Below are 16,464 nucleotides of genomic sequence, written 5' to 3'. Positions count from 1 at the left end.
CCCCGGCAACCTGGCAACCGGACAGCCCCAGCAGCCGGTGGTCAGTGTTTGCCGAAAACGGTCAGTATTCGCGGAAGGTGCGTTCCATGAGGATCCTCGTAACCGGTTCAGCCGACGGTCTCGGGCGCGCTGCCGCCGATGCGCTGCTCTCCCGGGGGCACGACGTCGTAGTGCATGCACGCAACCGGGACCGTGCAGCCAGCCTGGCGCCCCTTGTCAGCCGCGGGGCGGAGATTGTGGTGGGCGATTTTGCCGACCGCGACGCCGTCCGGGAGGTTGCTGCTGAATTGAACAGCGGGGCGCCGCTGGACTCGGTGATCCATAACGCCGGAGTATGGAGGGGCCCGGCCGTGCTGCCGGTGAACACGGTCGCGCCGTATCTCCTTACCGCGCTGCTGGAAGGCCCGCAGCGGCACGTGTACCTGAGCAGCGGTTCCCACTTCGCCGGACAGCCGTCCCTGGCCGGCGCGGACTGGTCCGGCGGCAGGCCCGGGTCCTACGCGGACAGCAAGCTGTTTGTGACCGCTTTCTCGGCTGCGCTCGCACGCCTGCGGCCGGAGGTGCTGAGCAACGCGGTGGACCCCGGCTGGGTGCCGACGCGGATGGGCGGCCCCGGTGCTCCGGATGATTTGGAGCTGGGCCATCAAACCCAGGAATGGCTGGCCGCCAGCGACCAACCTGAAGCCCTCACGAGTGGCGGCTACTGGTATCACCGGCAGCGGCAACAGCCCCACGCTGCAGTCCATGACGAAGCGTTCCAGGATGAGCTCCTGTCCGCCTTGGCTCGGGAAACCGGCACTTCGCTGCAGTCCTAGCCGGGTCAGTACAACTAGGGCTCTTCCAAAGCCTCCATGCAGGCACCCAGTGCCTGTGCCAGTGCCTTGGCCTGCCCGTCGCTGAGCCCGGAGACCATCCGCCGGTCCACGGTATCCACCACTGCTTCGGCACGTGCCAAGTGATCCGTGCCTTCGGGGTCAGTACAGCGGGCAGTGATCTGCCGGATTCCGGCCGTGCCGGCCGCTCGGTGCGCCTGTGATTCAGGAGCCCTTCGGGGGTCTCTTCGGCACCACCTTCACTTTCTGCGACCCGGAAGGCTATGCGATCACCGTGCACGACAAGGCTTAGGGCCGGACGGAGCACGAGATCCTGGCCGCTGGCGACCCGCCGGGTGGTGGACACAACAGGGCAACCGGTTTTCGCTCCCGGTGTCCGGTGCCTAGGCTGGAACCATGAAGGTTACTGGCATCATGCGCCCCATCGAAACCCGGGAACTGGAAGCGGAGGGCGAGAATTTTCTTGACGCCCGGGAAGCCCTGCAAAAGCAGGTCCCGGAAGGCTGGCAATTGATTATGGTTACCACCCACCCGTAAAAGGTTATTAGGCAGTACCGGACGTCCCTAATACTATCTTTTGAGTGATACTCAGGGTTCTGCTAACCCCCGGAATCCGCGGATTTCCGGGGGTTAGCCCGTGTTTGGTGAATAGTCAATAACTGACGTGGAAATCACCTCCCAAAACGTTCGTTTCATTCGGTGACACAGCCCCGCCGGCATGTCATGATTTGGCCATGCCGACCCGCGAAGAAATCGATGCAGCCCGTACGCCCTCCGGTGGTTTCACCAAGCAGCAGCTTGCCGAGTGGGGAATCTCCTGGCCTCCGCCGCGCGGTTGGCGCCGCAAGCTGGAGGAAGAGGTCGAGGCAGCGGCGGCAGCCGGGAACCAGGACCGCATCGGCGCGCTCTAGCCGTACGGAACCCCCCGGCTAGACTCGCGGTCATGACGTTCACCTTCCGCAGGATGACCGCCGGCGACGCCGACGTCCTTACCTCTTTCCTGGCCTCCAACACGTTTCCTTTTCACGCGTCCCCCGCGCCCACCGCGGCGCAGGCACGGGACCGGGTGCAGCAGGGGCACTTCTGGTCGACGGCGGCGCAGGGGTACTGGATCCAGGATGGCAATCAGGACCTGGGGCTGGTGGTCGTTGAGGATCCTGAGGATGAAAACCCGATGTTCGACCTCCGACTGGCTGAGGAACACCGCGGGCAGGGCCGGGGCGCGGGTATTTTGCGGGCGCTTTGTGGGCTCGTGTTTACCGGGCACGCCGGCAGTGTCCGGTTTGAAGGCCAGACGCGGGAAGACAACATTGCCATGCGGAAAACGTTCTTGCGCGCCGGGTTCGTCAAGGAGGCCCATTACCGTCAGGCATGGCCGACGGCGGACGGTTCCCGGGTTGCATCGGTTGCCTATGCGATACTTCGGTCGGATTGGGAAACCAACACAGTAACCCCGCTGGAATTCGACGATTTCCCCTTTTGTGATCCCCAGTAACCGAGGAAACCCTTTGGCAGCTACCACTCCCGCTATTTCTGTACGCGGATTAACGAAACGCTTCGGTAGCGTGGCCGCTGTCGATGATCTGTCCTTCGAAGTGGCCGCCGGAACCGTCTTTGCTTTCCTCGGGGCCAACGGCGCGGGGAAGTCCACCACCATCTCCTGCCTCACCACGGTCCTGCCGTTCGACTCCGGCACGGTGGAAGTGGCCGGAAATGATGTGCTGCGCAGCGGCACCGGAGTCCGTGAAACCATCGGGGTGGTGTTCCAGGACTCCATGCTGGACCCCATCCTGACCGGCCGCGAGAACCTGCAGACCAGGGCGCGCTTCTATTCCCCTGACAAGGCGGCCAACAATGCCCGCATCGAGGAGCTGAGCCGGATGGTCGGATTGGAGGACTTCCTTGACCGCCGCTACAGCACCTATTCGGGCGGCCAGCGCCGGCGGGTGGACATTGCCCGCGCCCTGCTGCACGCGCCGTCGATCATTTTCCTGGACGAACCCACCGCCGGCCTGGATCCGGCCAGCCGTGCTCTGGTCTGGTCCACCATCCACGACCTGCGGGAAAACCACGGCCTCACCGTTTTCCTCACCACGCACTACATGGAGGAAACCGAGGAAGCGGACCGGGTCTGCGTGATCGAGAAGGGCCGGATCATTGCGGACGGAACACCCACCGAGCTGCGGGCAAAGTACAGCCGCAGCATCCTCTCGATCAGCTCCGCCGACCCGGAGGCACTGCGGCTCCTCGCGCGCGGCGCCGGAGTCGACGTCGTGGGTGAGGAGTCGAACGTGCTCCGGCTGGCGGTGGACCGCTCCGACACTGCCCGGGAGCTGCTGGCCGGGCACGGCGAAAACGTACTGGACTTCGAGTTCCGCCACGGCACCATGGACGATGTGTTTCTGGCCCTGACCGGCCGTCGGGGGGAAGCGGAATGAACGTAGTTATGGACATCACCGGACGGAACTTGCGCCTGTACTTCCGGGACCGGCTGAACGTCTTCTTTTCCCTCCTCGGGGCTCTGGTCCTGTTCCTGCTGTACACCCTGTTCTTGGGCAACCAGCAGACCCAGGGGCTGGCCGAGAGCTTTCCGCAAGCCGCCGAAGAGGACATAAAGGGCTTCGTGGACGCCTGGATGTTCGCCGGGATTGTGGGCATCACCGCTATCACCACCGGACTTGCCGCCGTGAACGTGATTGTGGACGACACCGCCACCGGCCGCTTCCGCGACTTCCTGGTGTCGCCCATCAGCCGCGGCCAGCTGGTGCTGGGGTACCTGCTGTCCACGGTAGCGATAGCGCTGATCATGACCACGGTGGTGTTCGCCGTGAGCCTGGCCTACCTGGGCTTAGTGGACGGGGTGGTGCTCGCTGTGGGGCAGGTGGCCCGCTCCTACGGCTATCTGGTTCTCAGTTGTGTTGCGTTCGGGGCGTTGAGCTGCTTTGTGGTGACGTTCGTCCGCACGCCGGGGTCCTTCGCGGCTCTGTCCACGCTGGTGGGCACCATTCTCGGTTTCGCAGCCGGGTCCTACATTCCGGTGGGTGCCTTTCCCGAGGGTGTGCGGAACTTTGTCAGCGCGCTGCCGTTTATGCAGGCGTCCATGGTGGTGCGCCAGGAAATGACCGAAGGGCCCATGGATGCGGTGACGGACCAGCCGGGGGCGGTCGCGGAGGTAGAGCGTCTCTTCGGCATCACCGCCTATGTGGGGGACTGGGCCGTGCCCACCGGATATGTGCTGTTTGTCCTGGCGGCGATGGTGGTGGTCTTTTCGGTCCTGGCCGCGCTTCGGATCCGGTCCCGCATTCGCTGAGCAGCGTCCGACGCCGGTGCAGGTTCGAGGGCGCGGCAGGCACGACGGGGCGGCAGGCACGACGGCGGCCGCTGACGGATCCGTTCGGCGCGTCCGTCAGCGGGCTGCCTCGATCCGCAGGGCCAAGTTTTCCAAGCCTGCGCGGATCATGGAGCCATAGCCGTCGCTGTCCAGCACCTCTGCGGAGGAGAGTCCCAGGACAAGGTGGCGGTGTGCCGGTTCGGGCTCGCCGCGGCGGAGATAGCCATCCCCGAGGTTCAGATGCAGTGAGGGTGCAAACCCGCGGGCGGAGGGGATGCCGAGCGGCACCAGGTCCTCGTCCTTGACGCCTGCATGCTCGGCCAAGGCGGCCTCGTCCCAGGCGATTTCCGCTGCCAGGTCAGTTTCCGTGTCCGCCAGATAGTGCGCCAGGACGCAGCGGTGGGCGTGCTCGCCCGGAACGGTACCCTCCCAGCACTCGAGGAGACGGCGTTTGCCCTCGGCCCGGTCCCCGCTCAGGGCTACCCCCACGGCGTCTGTGATTTCTGCCCACGATGTCATCCGGGAAGCCTAACCGACTCCAGTCAGAAACCCGCAGGCTCAGAACGGTGCAGGCTCCGCACTTGGATGGTCAGCGGTGGGGCGTTCGGTTTCCAGGAAAGGATCAGTGCGGTAGGTGCGTCCGGCCGGTGAGGTCCACTCGATCACACCCGGTGTTGGCTGGTGGGCTTTCCAATAGCCCAGGGTCTTGAAGCGGTGATGCCGGCGGCACAGGTGCGCCAGGTTTCCGTGGTCGGTGGGACCGCCGTCTGCCCAGTCGGTGGTGTGGTCTATTTCCGTGACGGCGGTGCTAACCCTGCAACCGGGGAACCGGCAGGTCCCGTCGCGGGCGCGTAGCCAGCGGGCCAGCCCGGCGGGGACTTTCCGGCGCCTGCCCACCGCGAGGATTTCGCCTGTCTTCGGATCCTGGGCCAGACCTGTCCACCCCACCGCGTTGCGGGCCAGTCGGCGGGCTTCTTCGGCGCTGATCGGACCGTAGCCGTGGAGCTCAGCCGGCTCCTCGTTGGCGCCAAAGAGGGTTTCGGCGTTGATCAGGACCATGATTTCGGCCCGCGGCAGGACTGTTGAGGCGTCGGGATCGGCATCGGCAGGTCCACTGCCCGCTCCGCCGGCTGCTCGACTGCCCGCTCCGCCGGCTGCTCGACCGCCCGCTCCGCCGGCTGCTCGACCGCCTGCACGGTCGGCTGCTCGACCGCCTGCTCCACTGCCTCCTTCGCCGCCTGCTCCGCTTCGTGCACCTGACGGGGCTGAGCCGAGGCCGCCCATCAGCAGCTGGGCCAGGACATCGGCGCGCAGCTGGTCCGCAGTCCGGGAGTCACCGCCGGCCTGTTCACCGCGGGCTGCAGTGCTCAAGGCCGTGTAGATCTGCTGGGCTTCCGCGGCCCGCAAATGCGCCGACAGCCACGACATGCCGTCCTCGTCCCGGTCCAGGACGACGCGCCGCTTATCGAAGGCAGTCAGATGCCGTTCAGGAACAGTCTCCGGGTATTTGCGCTCCCTTAGCCGCCTGGCCTTGGCACAGAACTGGCTCCTCGTTACGCCCTCGGCTTTGCCCAGCAGTTCGGACTCGAACCCGGGAAGCTCCGACGCCGGAATGTTCTCACACTGGTCGAGCACCACTTGAGCGTGCCCGTAGCTGAAGCGTCCGTCTTCCAGTCCGGCCAGGGTGGCGGTATGGGTGCTGCAGAGCCTGTCCGCTTCGAACATCATCCCCTGCGCGGTGGTCTGCGGGACGTTCAGAATGGCTGCGCATTCAGAGGCCGCGAGGCTGAACGCCTGCCCGGCTTCTTCCCGGCCCAAATCCTTGCAGAGACCGGACCGGAAGAGTTCCTCCATATGGTGGATCAGGCGGGCCTCCTGTGCCTGCGTCCACCGAACCAGATGGACCACGCGGGCCAAAACATCGCAGGTGGTCTGTTCGTCAAAGGATTCAAGGTTCTGCAGGGCCAGCAGTCCGCTGAACCCGTCCGGAAAGGCGGTGGCCGCATCCGCGCCTGCGGCAGAATCGCCGGACCGGGAGCCGCCGTCGGCCGCTTCAGCACGGATATCTGCCCGGAAAACCGCGAGTGTGCGCTCCGAGTCGGAGGCATCCGCCTTACCAGCCTGGCCTTTAGCCGACTGGTGTACATACCCTGCTTCTTCGGTTATCCGTTCGGTGTTCCCGAGCTGATCCATGCCCCAAGGATTTCATCCGGCACTGACAATTCCGGCCCCAAAACAGGCGAAAAAGGGGTGCATGCTCACACCAAAAATACCTGTCTTGAGGACCTGGCTACTTACCTTCCCCTGCCGCCGTCCTTGCGGCCGCTGCCGGCTCCTTTGCCTGATCCGGCAGCGCGAATATGCGGCCGGGGTTCCGACCCTAACCGGTTCCCCGCCAGACTTGAAGAAACCCGCGACGCCGCAGCGAAGGGACACCCCATGGCCACCGACTCCGTCCTCATCATCGGCTCCGGACCCGCCGGGTACACGGCCGGGATCTACGCGGCGAGGGCCGGGCTGAAGCCGCGCATCCTGGCCGGCTCGGTCACCGCTGGCGGGGCGCTGATGAATACTACCGAGGTGGAGAACTTTCCCGGCTTCGCCGACGGCATCCAAGGCCCGGACCTGATGGAAAACCTGCGCCGGCAGGCGGAGAAGTTCGGTGCGGTGGTGGAGTACGACGACGTCGTCTCGGTCGAGCTGGCCGGCCACACCAAACGGGTGGCCACTGGAGGCGGGAAAACCTACAAGGCCCGCAGCGTCATCCTCGCCACCGGTTCCGTATACAAGGAGCTGGGACTGCCCGAGGAGAAACAGCTCAACGGGCGGGGCATTTCCTGGTGCGCCACATGCGACGGCTTCTTCTTCCGGAACCAGCCCATTGTGGTGGTGGGCGGCGGGGATTCGGCCATGGAGGAGGCACTGTTCCTGACCCGGTTCGGGGAGTCGGTGACCGTCGTCGTACGCCGCGATGCCCTGCGTGCCTCGCGGATCATGTCCCAGCGCGCCCGCGACCACGGCAAGATCCGCTTCGAGTTCAACAGCGAGGTCACCGCCATCCACGGCACGGACAAAGTCACCGGAGTGACGCTGACGGACACCGTCACGGGGAGCACGCGGGAGGTGCCGGCTACCGGTATCTTCGTGGCCATTGGCCACGCGCCGCGCACCGATCTGCTGGCCGGGCAGGTGGACCTGGACGAAAACGGCTACATCCGGGTGGCCGCCCCCACCACGCAGACCAACCTCGACGGTGTGTTCGCGTGCGGCGACGCGGTGGACCACCGGTACCGGCAGGCGATCACCGCGGCCGGCACCGGATGCTCGGCGGCGCTCGACGCCGAGCGGTACTTGGCAGCAGTGGAAGATGCGGACAGCATTGCCACCGCACTGGTGGAAGGCTCCCTGCAGGGCTAGGCATGCGGGCCCAGCCCTGTCCGGACGTACCGGAGTCCGGACGTACCGGGCCGGGTGCCCTCCTCAGCTCAGGCGCCGGTAAAGGTCAGCACCAGCAGCGTGACGTTCAGTGTGACCAGCAGCAGTGAGACCAGCACGCCCAGTGCCGTGGTCCACCAGTGGTTGCGGTGCACACCCATCACCGCCTGCTGCGCGGTCAGCCAGACCAGCGGTATCAGGGCAAACGGGATGCCGAAGGAGAGGATGACCTGGCTGAGGATCAGGGCCCAGGTGGGATCGATGCCGACGGCGAGGATCGCCAGGGCCGGAATCAGCGTGATCAGGCGGCGCAAGAGCATCGGGATGCGGATTTTCAGCAGCCCCTGCATGATCTCCGCTCCCGCGTAGGCGCCCACCGACGTCGACGCCAGCCCGGACGCGAGCAGCCCCACGGCGAACAGTGTGGCCACCACTCCGCCCAGGGACCCGGCAATGGCGGCATGCGCGCCCTGCAGCGTGTCGGTCCCGTCCACTCCCTGCAGGGAGCTGGCGGCCAGCAGCAGGATGGCCAGGTTCACTGACCCTGCCACCGCCAGGGCAATGGTGACGTCCACCTTGGTGGCCTTGATCAGCCGCGGGGTGGTCAGCGTGTCAGTGCGTCCGGGGAACCGGTCGCGGGTCAGGGCCGAGTGTGCGTAGATGGCGTGCGGCATTACGGTGGCGCCCAGGATGGAAGCTGCCAGCAGCACCGATTCGCTGCCTTCAAAACGCGGGACCAGGCCTTCGGCCACCCCGCCAGCGTCCGGTGGGCTGACGAACACCCCTACCGTGAACCCCACCACGATCACCGCCATCAGGGTGACAATGACGTATTCGAAGCCGCGCTGGCGGCCGCTGTTCTGCAGCTGCAGCACCACAATCGAAATGATGCCGGTAATCAGTCCGCCCAGGAACAACGGCAAGTCAAAGAGCAGCCAGAGGGCGACGGCGCCGCCGATTACCTCCGCCACGTCGGTTGCCATGGCCACCAGCTCGGCCTGCAGCCAGTACAGCCGGCGGGCGGGCTTCCGGCCGATCCGCTCACCAAGCAGTTCCGGCAGGCTGCGGCCCGTGACCAGGCCCAGCTTGGCTGAAAGGTACTGGATGAGCCAGGCCATGATGTTGCCGACTACCACCACCCAGACCAACAGGTAGCCGAACCGGGCCCCAGCGGTCATGTTGCTGGCAACATTGCCCGGGTCCAGATAGGCCACACCGGCTACGAGCGCGGGCCCGAGCAGCCACAGGATATTGCGCGGCCGTCCTGCCGAGCGGGTGCCGGGGTCCGGCACAACGGTCTCTGGGGAAGGGACTGTACGAGCCATGACAGCAACCTAACACTCAAAGTTCGGTGCGCCTAACAATTTTTCCAGGTCTGCCTTGTCACCGGGTGGATTGGTGTTCCGGACGCTGACTAACCAGGTGGCCTTGGATCGGTTCAGGTGTGCTTTGGGCGCATCGGATGCCCGGGGCACTTAGGGCTGGGGTGCGTAGGCCTGCTGACCGGGCTGGTTGGCGAGACCGAAGGGGCCCTTGCTGGCCTGCGGACCGAAAGGACGGAACTGTTTCGGTGGACTATTCGCTGACATTCGATAATTCGCCGGGCGGGCGCTTCCACGGCAGATATCCCGTGACCTCCAGCTGCAGCGAATAACTCAGAAAGGTCCGGATCAGCACAATGACCGCCAGCACTCCCAGTGATTCAAACGTGGGGGTCACGGCTACGGTGCGGATGATGTCCGCAGCGACGAGGAGTTCCAGTCCCAGCAGGATGCTGCGGCCCAGCCGCTGCCGGTAATCCGCGTAGACCCGGGGCTTCCTTTGAGCCAAGGCGACGACGGCGGCAACGCTTGCGGCAATGGCTCCCAGCACTATGGCGGCAACCCCGGCCAGGTCCACCAGCTCCCCGACCGTTTCGATAAAGTGCTTGAAATCCATTCCAACTATCAGCTCCTCCCGGAGCGCCTGCGTCAAGGGTCAGGCGGCTGCTGGGGAGGGGCTGTAGTAAAAACGGAAATCGTCGTACGGATCCCGCCAGGCGGAGTCGTCGCGGGGAATGCGCTGCACCGCCGGTGCCGGTACCCAGCGGTTGTGGGCCACGCCGTCGTCGTCAATCCAGTGCAGGAGCACCTGGGTGCGGGTCCAGGCCACGGCCTTGCCGTCCACGGTTCCGCCGCCGCGGGTGGTGCACCGAACGTACGGTTCCCGGCGGTAATGGGCGTGGGTGACAGGTGTGGTGGGAACAGCGGAGAGGGCGGAGGTGCCGGCGGAGGAGCTCATGGATAAACCATGGCAAGTGGCACTGACATTTCTGCCGGTGCGGGGGAGAGACGGCTAGGAAGCCAGGTCCCGCCATTTCGCAGCAGCACGGCCGGTGAGCTCCGCGCCGCGTTCAGCAGCTCGGCGGGGCATCATGCGGATCACGGGGGCAAGGCCTGCAGCGGGTGCGGTGCCCTCGTGCCGCTCGGCGGCGTTCGCCGGTTTCCCGGGGGCCTTCATGGCAGACCGGTTCAGCACCAGGTAGGCAACGCAAATCGGCAGGAAAAGCAGCGAAATCAGGGTGAGGGCACCGAGCGCGAAGACAGCCAGGGCGGCATGCACGGGGGAACCGAACAGGGCGCCGACCAGGTCAGCAGCCCCGAACAGCATCCACAGCCAGAAGACGCCGATCAGTACAAGACCGCTGCGCGCCCGGCGGTAGAGCATGGCCGACCGCTTCCGGGTGGAAGGCATGGCCTGAGACTGACTGCCCATTTCGGTTTTTCTCCCCAACTAAAGGTCCCTATCTGGACCTATGCAGATAATAGCCGTTTTTGGCCGAATTGGGAGATGGGCTTTTACCGCCGAGGCCACAAGGGCGCTTCCCGCCGGCTCAGCTTCCTGGCTGGGGATCTGCGCGCAGCTGGGAATGCCGCGGACTGTTGGGGTTCAGCAGGGAGTGGCGGTAGCCGTAGAACCCGTACACGGCCATGCCGATCACCAGCCAGATGGCGAACCGCAGCCAGGTTTCCCAGTGCAGCTGCAGCATCAGGAAGCCGGAGGACAAGACCCCGAATGCCGGGATCCATGGCATCAGCGGCAGCCGGAATTCCCGCGGGGCTTCCGGCTGGCGGTAGCGGAGCACAATCACGGCAACACTTACCACCACAAAGGCGGCCAGGATGCCGATGTTCGTCAGGTCGGCCACGGCGCGGATGGGGAAGAACCCGGCGAGCAGGGCCGAGGCACCGCCGGCAATCCAGGTAACCCGCTGCGGAGTGCCGCGCCGGTCGGTGCCGGCGAACCAGCCCGGCAGCAGCCCGTCCCGGCTCATGGAGAACCACACCCGGGTGACGCCCAGCAGGAACGTGAGCATCACGGTCAGGATGGAGAGCACCGCGAAAGCCGAAATGACGGTGGCAATGACCGGCAGCCCCACGGACTGGAAGGCCGACGCGAACCCGGCCGTTGGGCTGATGTCCCCGTAATTCTGCATCCCGGTGAGCACCAGGGTGGCCAGGATGTACAGGACCATGGCCACGCCCAGGGACAGCAGGATGGCCTTGGGCATGTGTTTTTTGCCGTCCTTGGCTTCCTCTGCTGCAGTGCTCATGGCGTCGTAGCCGAAAACGGCGAAGAACACAGTGGCGGCACCGGTGAACACGGCGCCGAATCCGCTGGGCAGGAAGGGCGTGTAGTTGTCCGTGTTGATGAAGAAGAAACCAAGACCGACGATGAACAGGATCAGCAGCACCTTCAACCCCACGGCCACCAGCTCGAACCTGCCGAAGGTCTTGGTGCCGCGGCTCAGGATGAAGGTGATGAACAAGCAGACGACGGCGGCGGGCAGGTTGATCAGACCGCCCTCCACGGTGTCACCGGTCCCCTGCATCCACACCGGCATGTCGATACCGAAGCCCGCCAGGAACTCGGTGAAGTACCCGGAAATACCAATGGCGACCACCGCCACGATGGCCGTGTACTCCAGGAGCAAATCCCAGCCGATGAACCAGCCGATCAGCTCCCCCAAAGCCACGTACCCGTAGGTGTAAGCGGACCCGGCCCGCGGCACCATGCCGGCGAACTCAGCGTAGGAAAGCGCGGCAGCCGCACTGGCCAGACCGGCGACGAGGAAGGAAATCAGCACGGCCGGACCCACCGGGGCAGCGTCCGGTCCACCGTTGGCCACCAGGCCGGCGAGGGTGAAAATGCCGATGCCGATAATTCCGCCCACCCCGATGGCGGTCAGTTGCCACAGGCCCAGGCTTTTGAACAGCTTGTTGCCGGTCTTCTCGTCGTCGATCTCTTCGATGGGCTTGCGGCGGAGGACGGAACCTCCGCGGCCCGCAACTGTGGACATATCTGCTCCGTTCCGTACGCGGCAGTGCCGGGACCGGGTGCCGGGCACCCGCTAGGGCAGAAGTATGGACCCCTGCACTGCCATCCGGGTACCCCTGCGCCGTTATCTGTTCAACCGGCGCGGGCACCGTCGGGAAACGGGCAGGCAGCAGGGCACGCAAGCGTTGCGGGCCCGGAAGCCGGAAGACCGGATCGGACGGGCCGCCTAGCGCGGGCCGCCTAGCGCTGGCCGCGCAGGGCCGCGGCGGCGTCGCTGGCAGTGGTCCGGATCCGGTAGAGGCTCGACGTCGCGGTCATGTACAGCGTGCGGCCGTCGGCGCCGCCGAAGCAGACGTTGCTGACCGTTTCCGGCACCGGAATGTGCAGGAGCACTTCCCCTGCAGGGGAGAAGACCCGCACCCCGTCGCCGCCGGAAGACCAGATATTGCCGTCGGTATCCACCCGGAAACCATCCGGCACGCCCGGGGCCACCCGCACGAAGACGCGGCCGTTTTTCGCCTGCCGCCCGTCGACGACGTCGTAGGCGCGGATGGGGTTGCCCGCAGGCTGCGCCGGCCCGGCGGGGGAGACGGTTTCCTCGGCGGTATCCGAAACGTACAGGACGGACTCATCCGGCGAGAACGCCAGGCCGTTGGGCGCCATGATGTCCGTGATGACTGCGGTCAGTTCCCCGCTGGCCGGATCGAAGCGGAACACGTACCGGTCCCCGTATTCCAGCTCTCCGCCGTGGCCTTCCGCCGGATTGTCGATGCCGTAGGAGGGATCCGAGAACCAGACGGTGCCGTCGGACTTGACCACGACGTCGTTGGGGGAGTTGAAGCGCACCTCGCCGAAGCGGTCCACCAAGGTCTGAACGGTGCCGTTGGTATCGCGCTCAATGGCCCGGCGTCCGTGCGAGCACTGGACCACGGAGCCGTCGGCGTCGAGTGCGCGGCCGTTGGTGAATTCCACATCCCGGCCGTACACGCTGAGCTCGCCCGTGGTTTCGCTGTATTCCAGGATTCGGTTGGACCGCACGTCGCTGTACCGGACAGCATTGCGCTGCGGAACCCAGGTTGGTCCTTCGGCCCAGACCGCCCCGGTGCCCACCTGCTCCAGCTCGGCTCCGTCTTCCAGCAGTGCGTCCATGCGTTGTCTCCTTTTCGCAGCCCCTGCGGGCCCAAGCGTGTGCGGTCTGCGTCCTTTTATACGCGAGGCGGCCGCCGGTCCCAAGCCGGGCAGCACCGCGGATGTGCTCCGGGGTTGCGAAGCGCGCGCAAGGCTAGGCGACCCAACCGTGGATCAGGAGGTCGGCGTGCTGCCGAAAAGCGCGCACCAGGTCCGCGTTGGGCTGGTCCACGTCCCGCACCCACGCTGCTGCCGTCACTGGGTCCTTGCCGAAACGGATGTGCCGTTCCACCAGGCGTTCCACCCGCAGTTCCTCCTCGGGTTCGCAGAACCAAACCTCAGCGCAGCGGGAACGGACCTGCCGCCATTCCGGCCGGTCCAGCAGCAGGTAGTTGCCCTCGGTGAGGATGACGCGTGCGGCGGGGAACACCGGGATGTCCCCGGCCAGCGGCTGCTCCAGGGTCCGTTCAAACCCCGGGGCGTAGACGACGGCGGTGCGCGGAGCGGTCAGCCGCTCCAGCAGTGCGGCGTACCCGCCGGCGTCGAAGGTCTCCGGTGCGCCTTTGCGCTGCAGCAGGCCCAGGCGGGTCAGTTCCCGGTCGGAGAGGTGGAAGCCGTCCATGGGCACATGGGCAAAGCGGCGCGATTCCAGGGGTTGGTCCTCCGGATTCAGGGCTTGGACCAGTGCTTCCACCAGGGTGGTTTTTCCCGCTCCGGGCGCACCGGTGACGCCGACGATCACAGGCCCGTCCGTGGTCCCGGCCAACGCCAGGAGCCGCGTTTTCAACTCGGTCAGGGTGGTAGCACTGGACACGGTCCTTCCGCTCCTCCTCCGTCCCGGTCTGCTCCGGACAGGTCTTTTCTTCATGCAGGTTCCGGTTTGGCCCAGTCTATGGCGGCGATGCCGGTCCACCCGGGACATTGGCCGTGACTTCTCCTACGCTGTGTGCCCAGGAGAAAACCCAAGGGAAAACCTGCCTAGGAGGCGGCCGTGGGCCGTGGACGTACGCTTTTGAAGGCCGCCGCGCAGGGCGCCGTCGCAGGTTTGGCCGGGGTGGCCGTGATGACCGCAGGCGAAAAGGCCGAACAGGCACTGACCCGCCGGCCCAACTCCTACGTGCCGGGCCGGACCCTGCTGAGCATGCTGGGCAGGCACCCGGCTCCGGACGCGCAGCCGCCGATATGGAACCACGCGATGCACTGGGGAACCGGCGCCGTGCTCGGCGGACTGCGCGGCATCTGGTCGGTGACGGGCATCCGCGGTCCGGTGGCCAACACCACGTTCACCGTGGTGCGTCTGGCAACGGACCAGACACTGGAAAACGCCACCGGCATCGGCGCGCCGCCCACCTCCTGGCCGCTGCCCGAAACGGCCGTGGATGTGTGGCACAAAGCCGTCTACGCCTGGGCCACCGGGCTTGTCTCAGACGCCTGGATCGCCCCGATCCTGGAATCCCGGCAGGGCACCACCAGCCACTGACCCGAGGCGTGCGGGCCGCACCCGTCCCGGCCTAAGCTGGGGATGTTGCCTATCCGAGGAGAAATACGTTGTCCCTGCTGACCCCCTTGATTACCAGCGCCGGCCTGATCGGCGGCTACAAGACCGCCCGTGATACCGGGAACCGCCAGCTCGGCGGAGCCGTCCTCGCCGCGGCGGGCGCCGCCGCCTTCGCCCTGTGGAAGCGCGACGCCGGCACGGGCACCGCTGCCGCACTCACCACCGGCTACGTTGCCGCCTTCGGCCTGTCCCACCCGCTGGCCAAGAAGATGGGCGCCTGGCCGTCCGTCTTCACCGTAACCGGGGCCGTCGCCCTGGCTTCGCTGGTCTTCGGCCGGAAGCGCTAGCCGCAGCGAAAAACACAAGTACCCATAGGGCCGGACAGGAATACCTGTCCGGCCCTATCTGTGGGTGGCGGCAGCGGCAGAAAGTAATTCTATTTATCTATTGTGACGATCGTCATAGTCTGTCAATAATGGAGCGTCCAAGCACTGCAACGCAAGGAGCACCGTGGCTACACAGGCACCATCATCGACTGAATGGAACATTCCCCGCCGCACCACGGGCCTGGTGCTGTTTGCCTGCTGGCTGGCAATCCTGGCCGAGGGATACGACGTCGGCGTCCTCGGCGCCGTGCTTCCCGCACTCGCGGAATACAAGGAATGGGACCTCTCACCCCTTGAACTGGGCGGGCTGGGCGCTTACGCACTGGTAGGCATGCTCTTTGGCGCCCTGTTTATCGGCACCCTCAGCGACATCATCGGCCGCAAGAAAATGCTGCTGCTTTCCATGCTGATCTTCACCGTGACGCAGGCGGGCGCCGCGATGGCACCCACCCCGGAAATGTTCGGCCTCTTCCGCTTCCTGGGCGGACTCGGCATGGGCGGCGTCATCCCGGTGGCTGCCGCGCTGACCATCGAGTACTCCGCACCGAAGAAGCGCTCTTTCAACTACGGCTTGATGTATTCGGGCTACTCGCTGGGCATTGTTGCCTCGGCACTGGTCGCCATGGCCCTGCTGCCGGCATTCGGCTGGCGGGCAGTCATTGCCGTGGGGGCGCTCCCGGTGGTCATCCTGCCCGTCGTGGCCTACCTGCTGCCCGAATCGCTGGAGTACCTCGTCTCCAAGGGCCGGATCACGCAGGCCAAAGCCCTCGCCGCACGCCAGAACATCCCCAACTACAACCCCGCACCGCCTGCCCGAGGGACGGCGGCAATTCCCTGGCGCGAAGTCATGGCCACCATGTTCTCCAAGCGGTTCCTCCGGTCCACGGTCTTCTTCTGGATCTCGCTGTTCTGCGGCATGGTCCTGGTCTACGGCCTCAACACCTGGCTGCCGCAGATCATGCGCAAGGCCGGCTATGACCTGGGATCCTCGCTGACCTTCCTTCTAGTCTTCAGCCTGGCCTCCGCCATCGGTGGCCTGGTCCTGGGATACGCCGCAGACCGGGTGGGGCAAAAGCGCATCCTGGTGGTCTTCTACATCCTCGGTGCAGCGGGAATCCTGCTGCTGATGTTCCCCAACTCCATGGTGGTGAACCTGGCCTTCGTTGCCTTCGCTGGCATTGGATCCATCTCCACGTCCTTGGTCCTCACCGGCTATATTGCGGACTACTACCCGGCGGCCACCCGAGCCACGGCCACGGGCTGGGCGCTCAGCTTCGCGCGGATCGGTGCCATCAGCGGTCCAATCATCGGCGGCTGGATCGCCGGTGCCGGAGTTCCGTTCGAATGGAACTTTGCCGTCTTTGCCATCATCGGCCTGGTTGCCGCCGGCGCGGTCGCCATGATCCCCAAGCGGGTTCCCCAGCTGGACGGCCTGGCTGCGGATACCGCCGTACCGGCCGCCTCCCCTGCGGCCGGTTCCACCAAATAAACCTACGGCTGGTGCCCGGCCGCGTGCCGGGCACCAGCCCTGTCCGC

20 protein-coding genes are annotated in these 16,464 nt (G+C 65.9%); 10 read left to right on the top strand and 10 right to left on the bottom strand.

Features of this window, described 5'->3' with window-relative positions:
- Positions 1-86 precede the first annotated feature (86 nt).
- Positions 87-815, top strand: coding sequence for an SDR family NAD(P)-dependent oxidoreductase (locus QNO06_RS15280; protein WP_227911892.1), 729 nt, complete (start codon positions 87-89; stop codon positions 813-815).
- A 14-nt stretch (positions 816-829) separates the two neighbouring features.
- Here QNO06_RS15280 and QNO06_RS15275 read toward each other — a convergent pair whose 3' ends face one another.
- Complete coding sequence (locus QNO06_RS15275; protein ID WP_269437361.1) at positions 830-955, bottom strand: hypothetical protein; 126 nt, start codon at positions 953-955, stop codon at positions 830-832.
- 274 nt (positions 956-1,229) lie between these two features.
- Here QNO06_RS15275 and QNO06_RS15270 point away from each other — a divergent pair, with 274 nt between their 5' ends.
- The 5 genes from QNO06_RS15270 to QNO06_RS15250 all read left to right on the top strand — a co-directional run bounded on the left by QNO06_RS15270 (position 1,230) and on the right by QNO06_RS15250 (position 4,143).
- Positions 1,230-1,370 carry a hypothetical protein gene (locus tag QNO06_RS15270; protein WP_227911891.1) on the top strand — a complete coding sequence of 47 codons (141 nt, stop codon included), beginning with the start codon at positions 1,230-1,232 and terminating at the stop codon, positions 1,368-1,370.
- Between the two features lie 197 nt (positions 1,371-1,567).
- The gene (locus QNO06_RS15265) at positions 1,568-1,744 is read left to right on the top strand and encodes a hypothetical protein (RefSeq protein WP_227911890.1); all 177 of its coding nucleotides are present in this window, start codon (positions 1,568-1,570) and stop codon (positions 1,742-1,744) included.
- Positions 1,745-1,776: 32 nt separating this feature from the next.
- Complete coding sequence (locus tag QNO06_RS15260) at positions 1,777-2,328, top strand: GNAT family N-acetyltransferase (RefSeq protein ID WP_227911889.1); 552 nt, start codon at positions 1,777-1,779, stop codon at positions 2,326-2,328.
- 70 nt (positions 2,329-2,398) lie between these two features.
- Positions 2,399-3,271, top strand: a complete 873-nt coding sequence (locus tag QNO06_RS15255; RefSeq protein ID WP_227911888.1) for an ABC transporter ATP-binding protein — start codon at positions 2,399-2,401, stop codon at positions 3,269-3,271.
- The gene (locus tag QNO06_RS15250) at positions 3,268-4,143 is read left to right on the top strand and encodes an ABC transporter permease (RefSeq protein ID WP_227911887.1); all 876 of its coding nucleotides are present in this window, start codon (positions 3,268-3,270) and stop codon (positions 4,141-4,143) included. Before QNO06_RS15255 ends, QNO06_RS15250 begins: the two co-directional genes overlap by 4 nt.
- A gap of 96 nt (positions 4,144-4,239) precedes the next feature.
- Here QNO06_RS15250 and QNO06_RS15245 read toward each other — a convergent pair whose 3' ends face one another.
- Both QNO06_RS15245 and QNO06_RS15240 read right to left on the bottom strand, forming a co-directional pair.
- Positions 4,240-4,683, bottom strand: coding sequence for a hypothetical protein (locus tag QNO06_RS15245; protein ID WP_227911886.1), 444 nt, complete (start codon positions 4,681-4,683; stop codon positions 4,240-4,242).
- Positions 4,684-4,722: 39 nt separating this feature from the next.
- Positions 4,723-6,357, bottom strand: coding sequence for an HNH endonuclease signature motif containing protein (locus QNO06_RS15240; RefSeq protein ID WP_227911885.1), 1,635 nt, complete (start codon positions 6,355-6,357; stop codon positions 4,723-4,725).
- Positions 6,358-6,603: 246 nt separating this feature from the next.
- On the opposite strand from QNO06_RS15240, the gene trxB reads away from it, so the two are divergent.
- A complete protein-coding gene (trxB, locus tag QNO06_RS15235) occupies positions 6,604-7,581 on the top strand; it encodes a thioredoxin-disulfide reductase (RefSeq protein WP_227911884.1) in 978 nt (325 codons plus the stop codon).
- Positions 7,582-7,649: 68 nt separating this feature from the next.
- Here trxB and QNO06_RS15230 read toward each other — a convergent pair whose 3' ends face one another.
- From QNO06_RS15230 to QNO06_RS15200, 7 genes are all read right to left on the bottom strand, one after another.
- Positions 7,650-8,924 carry an Nramp family divalent metal transporter gene (locus QNO06_RS15230; protein WP_227911883.1) on the bottom strand — a complete coding sequence of 425 codons (1,275 nt, stop codon included), beginning with the start codon at positions 8,922-8,924 and terminating at the stop codon, positions 7,650-7,652.
- Between the two features lie 250 nt (positions 8,925-9,174).
- The gene (locus tag QNO06_RS15225) at positions 9,175-9,537 is read right to left on the bottom strand and encodes a DUF1622 domain-containing protein (RefSeq protein ID WP_227911882.1); all 363 of its coding nucleotides are present in this window, start codon (positions 9,535-9,537) and stop codon (positions 9,175-9,177) included.
- Positions 9,538-9,576: 39 nt separating this feature from the next.
- Positions 9,577-9,879 carry a hypothetical protein gene (locus QNO06_RS15220; protein ID WP_227911881.1) on the bottom strand — a complete coding sequence of 101 codons (303 nt, stop codon included), beginning with the start codon at positions 9,877-9,879 and terminating at the stop codon, positions 9,577-9,579.
- A 54-nt stretch (positions 9,880-9,933) separates the two neighbouring features.
- Positions 9,934-10,332 (bottom strand): hypothetical protein, encoded by a 399-nt coding sequence (locus tag QNO06_RS15215; protein WP_227911880.1) that lies wholly within the window; start codon positions 10,330-10,332, stop codon positions 9,934-9,936.
- Positions 10,333-10,471: 139 nt separating this feature from the next.
- Positions 10,472-11,938 carry an amino acid permease gene (locus QNO06_RS15210; RefSeq protein WP_227911879.1) on the bottom strand — a complete coding sequence of 489 codons (1,467 nt, stop codon included), beginning with the start codon at positions 11,936-11,938 and terminating at the stop codon, positions 10,472-10,474.
- Positions 11,939-12,156: 218 nt separating this feature from the next.
- Positions 12,157-13,065: an SMP-30/gluconolactonase/LRE family protein gene (locus QNO06_RS15205; protein WP_227911878.1), complete on the bottom strand. Its 909-nt coding sequence runs from the start codon at positions 13,063-13,065 to the stop codon at positions 12,157-12,159.
- A 133-nt stretch (positions 13,066-13,198) separates the two neighbouring features.
- Positions 13,199-13,858, bottom strand: a complete 660-nt coding sequence (locus QNO06_RS15200) for a nucleoside/nucleotide kinase family protein (RefSeq protein WP_227911877.1) — start codon at positions 13,856-13,858, stop codon at positions 13,199-13,201.
- 177 nt (positions 13,859-14,035) lie between these two features.
- Here QNO06_RS15200 and QNO06_RS15195 point away from each other — a divergent pair, with 177 nt between their 5' ends.
- The 3 genes from QNO06_RS15195 to QNO06_RS15185 all read left to right on the top strand — a co-directional run bounded on the left by QNO06_RS15195 (position 14,036) and on the right by QNO06_RS15185 (position 16,417).
- The gene (locus tag QNO06_RS15195; RefSeq protein WP_227911876.1) at positions 14,036-14,524 is read left to right on the top strand and encodes a hypothetical protein; all 489 of its coding nucleotides are present in this window, start codon (positions 14,036-14,038) and stop codon (positions 14,522-14,524) included.
- A 68-nt stretch (positions 14,525-14,592) separates the two neighbouring features.
- Complete coding sequence (locus QNO06_RS15190) at positions 14,593-14,889, top strand: hypothetical protein (protein WP_227911875.1); 297 nt, start codon at positions 14,593-14,595, stop codon at positions 14,887-14,889.
- 163 nt (positions 14,890-15,052) lie between these two features.
- Positions 15,053-16,417 carry an MFS transporter gene (locus tag QNO06_RS15185; RefSeq protein ID WP_227911874.1) on the top strand — a complete coding sequence of 455 codons (1,365 nt, stop codon included), beginning with the start codon at positions 15,053-15,055 and terminating at the stop codon, positions 16,415-16,417.
- Positions 16,418-16,464: the final 47 nt, after the last annotated feature.

The sequence above is a fragment of the Arthrobacter sp. zg-Y20 genome (assembly GCF_030142075.1).
Classification (GTDB): domain Bacteria; phylum Actinomycetota; class Actinomycetes; order Actinomycetales; family Micrococcaceae; genus Arthrobacter_B.
The sequence above is the reverse complement of the archived record's forward strand: the minus strand, read 5'-3'. Positions and strand labels throughout refer to the sequence as shown.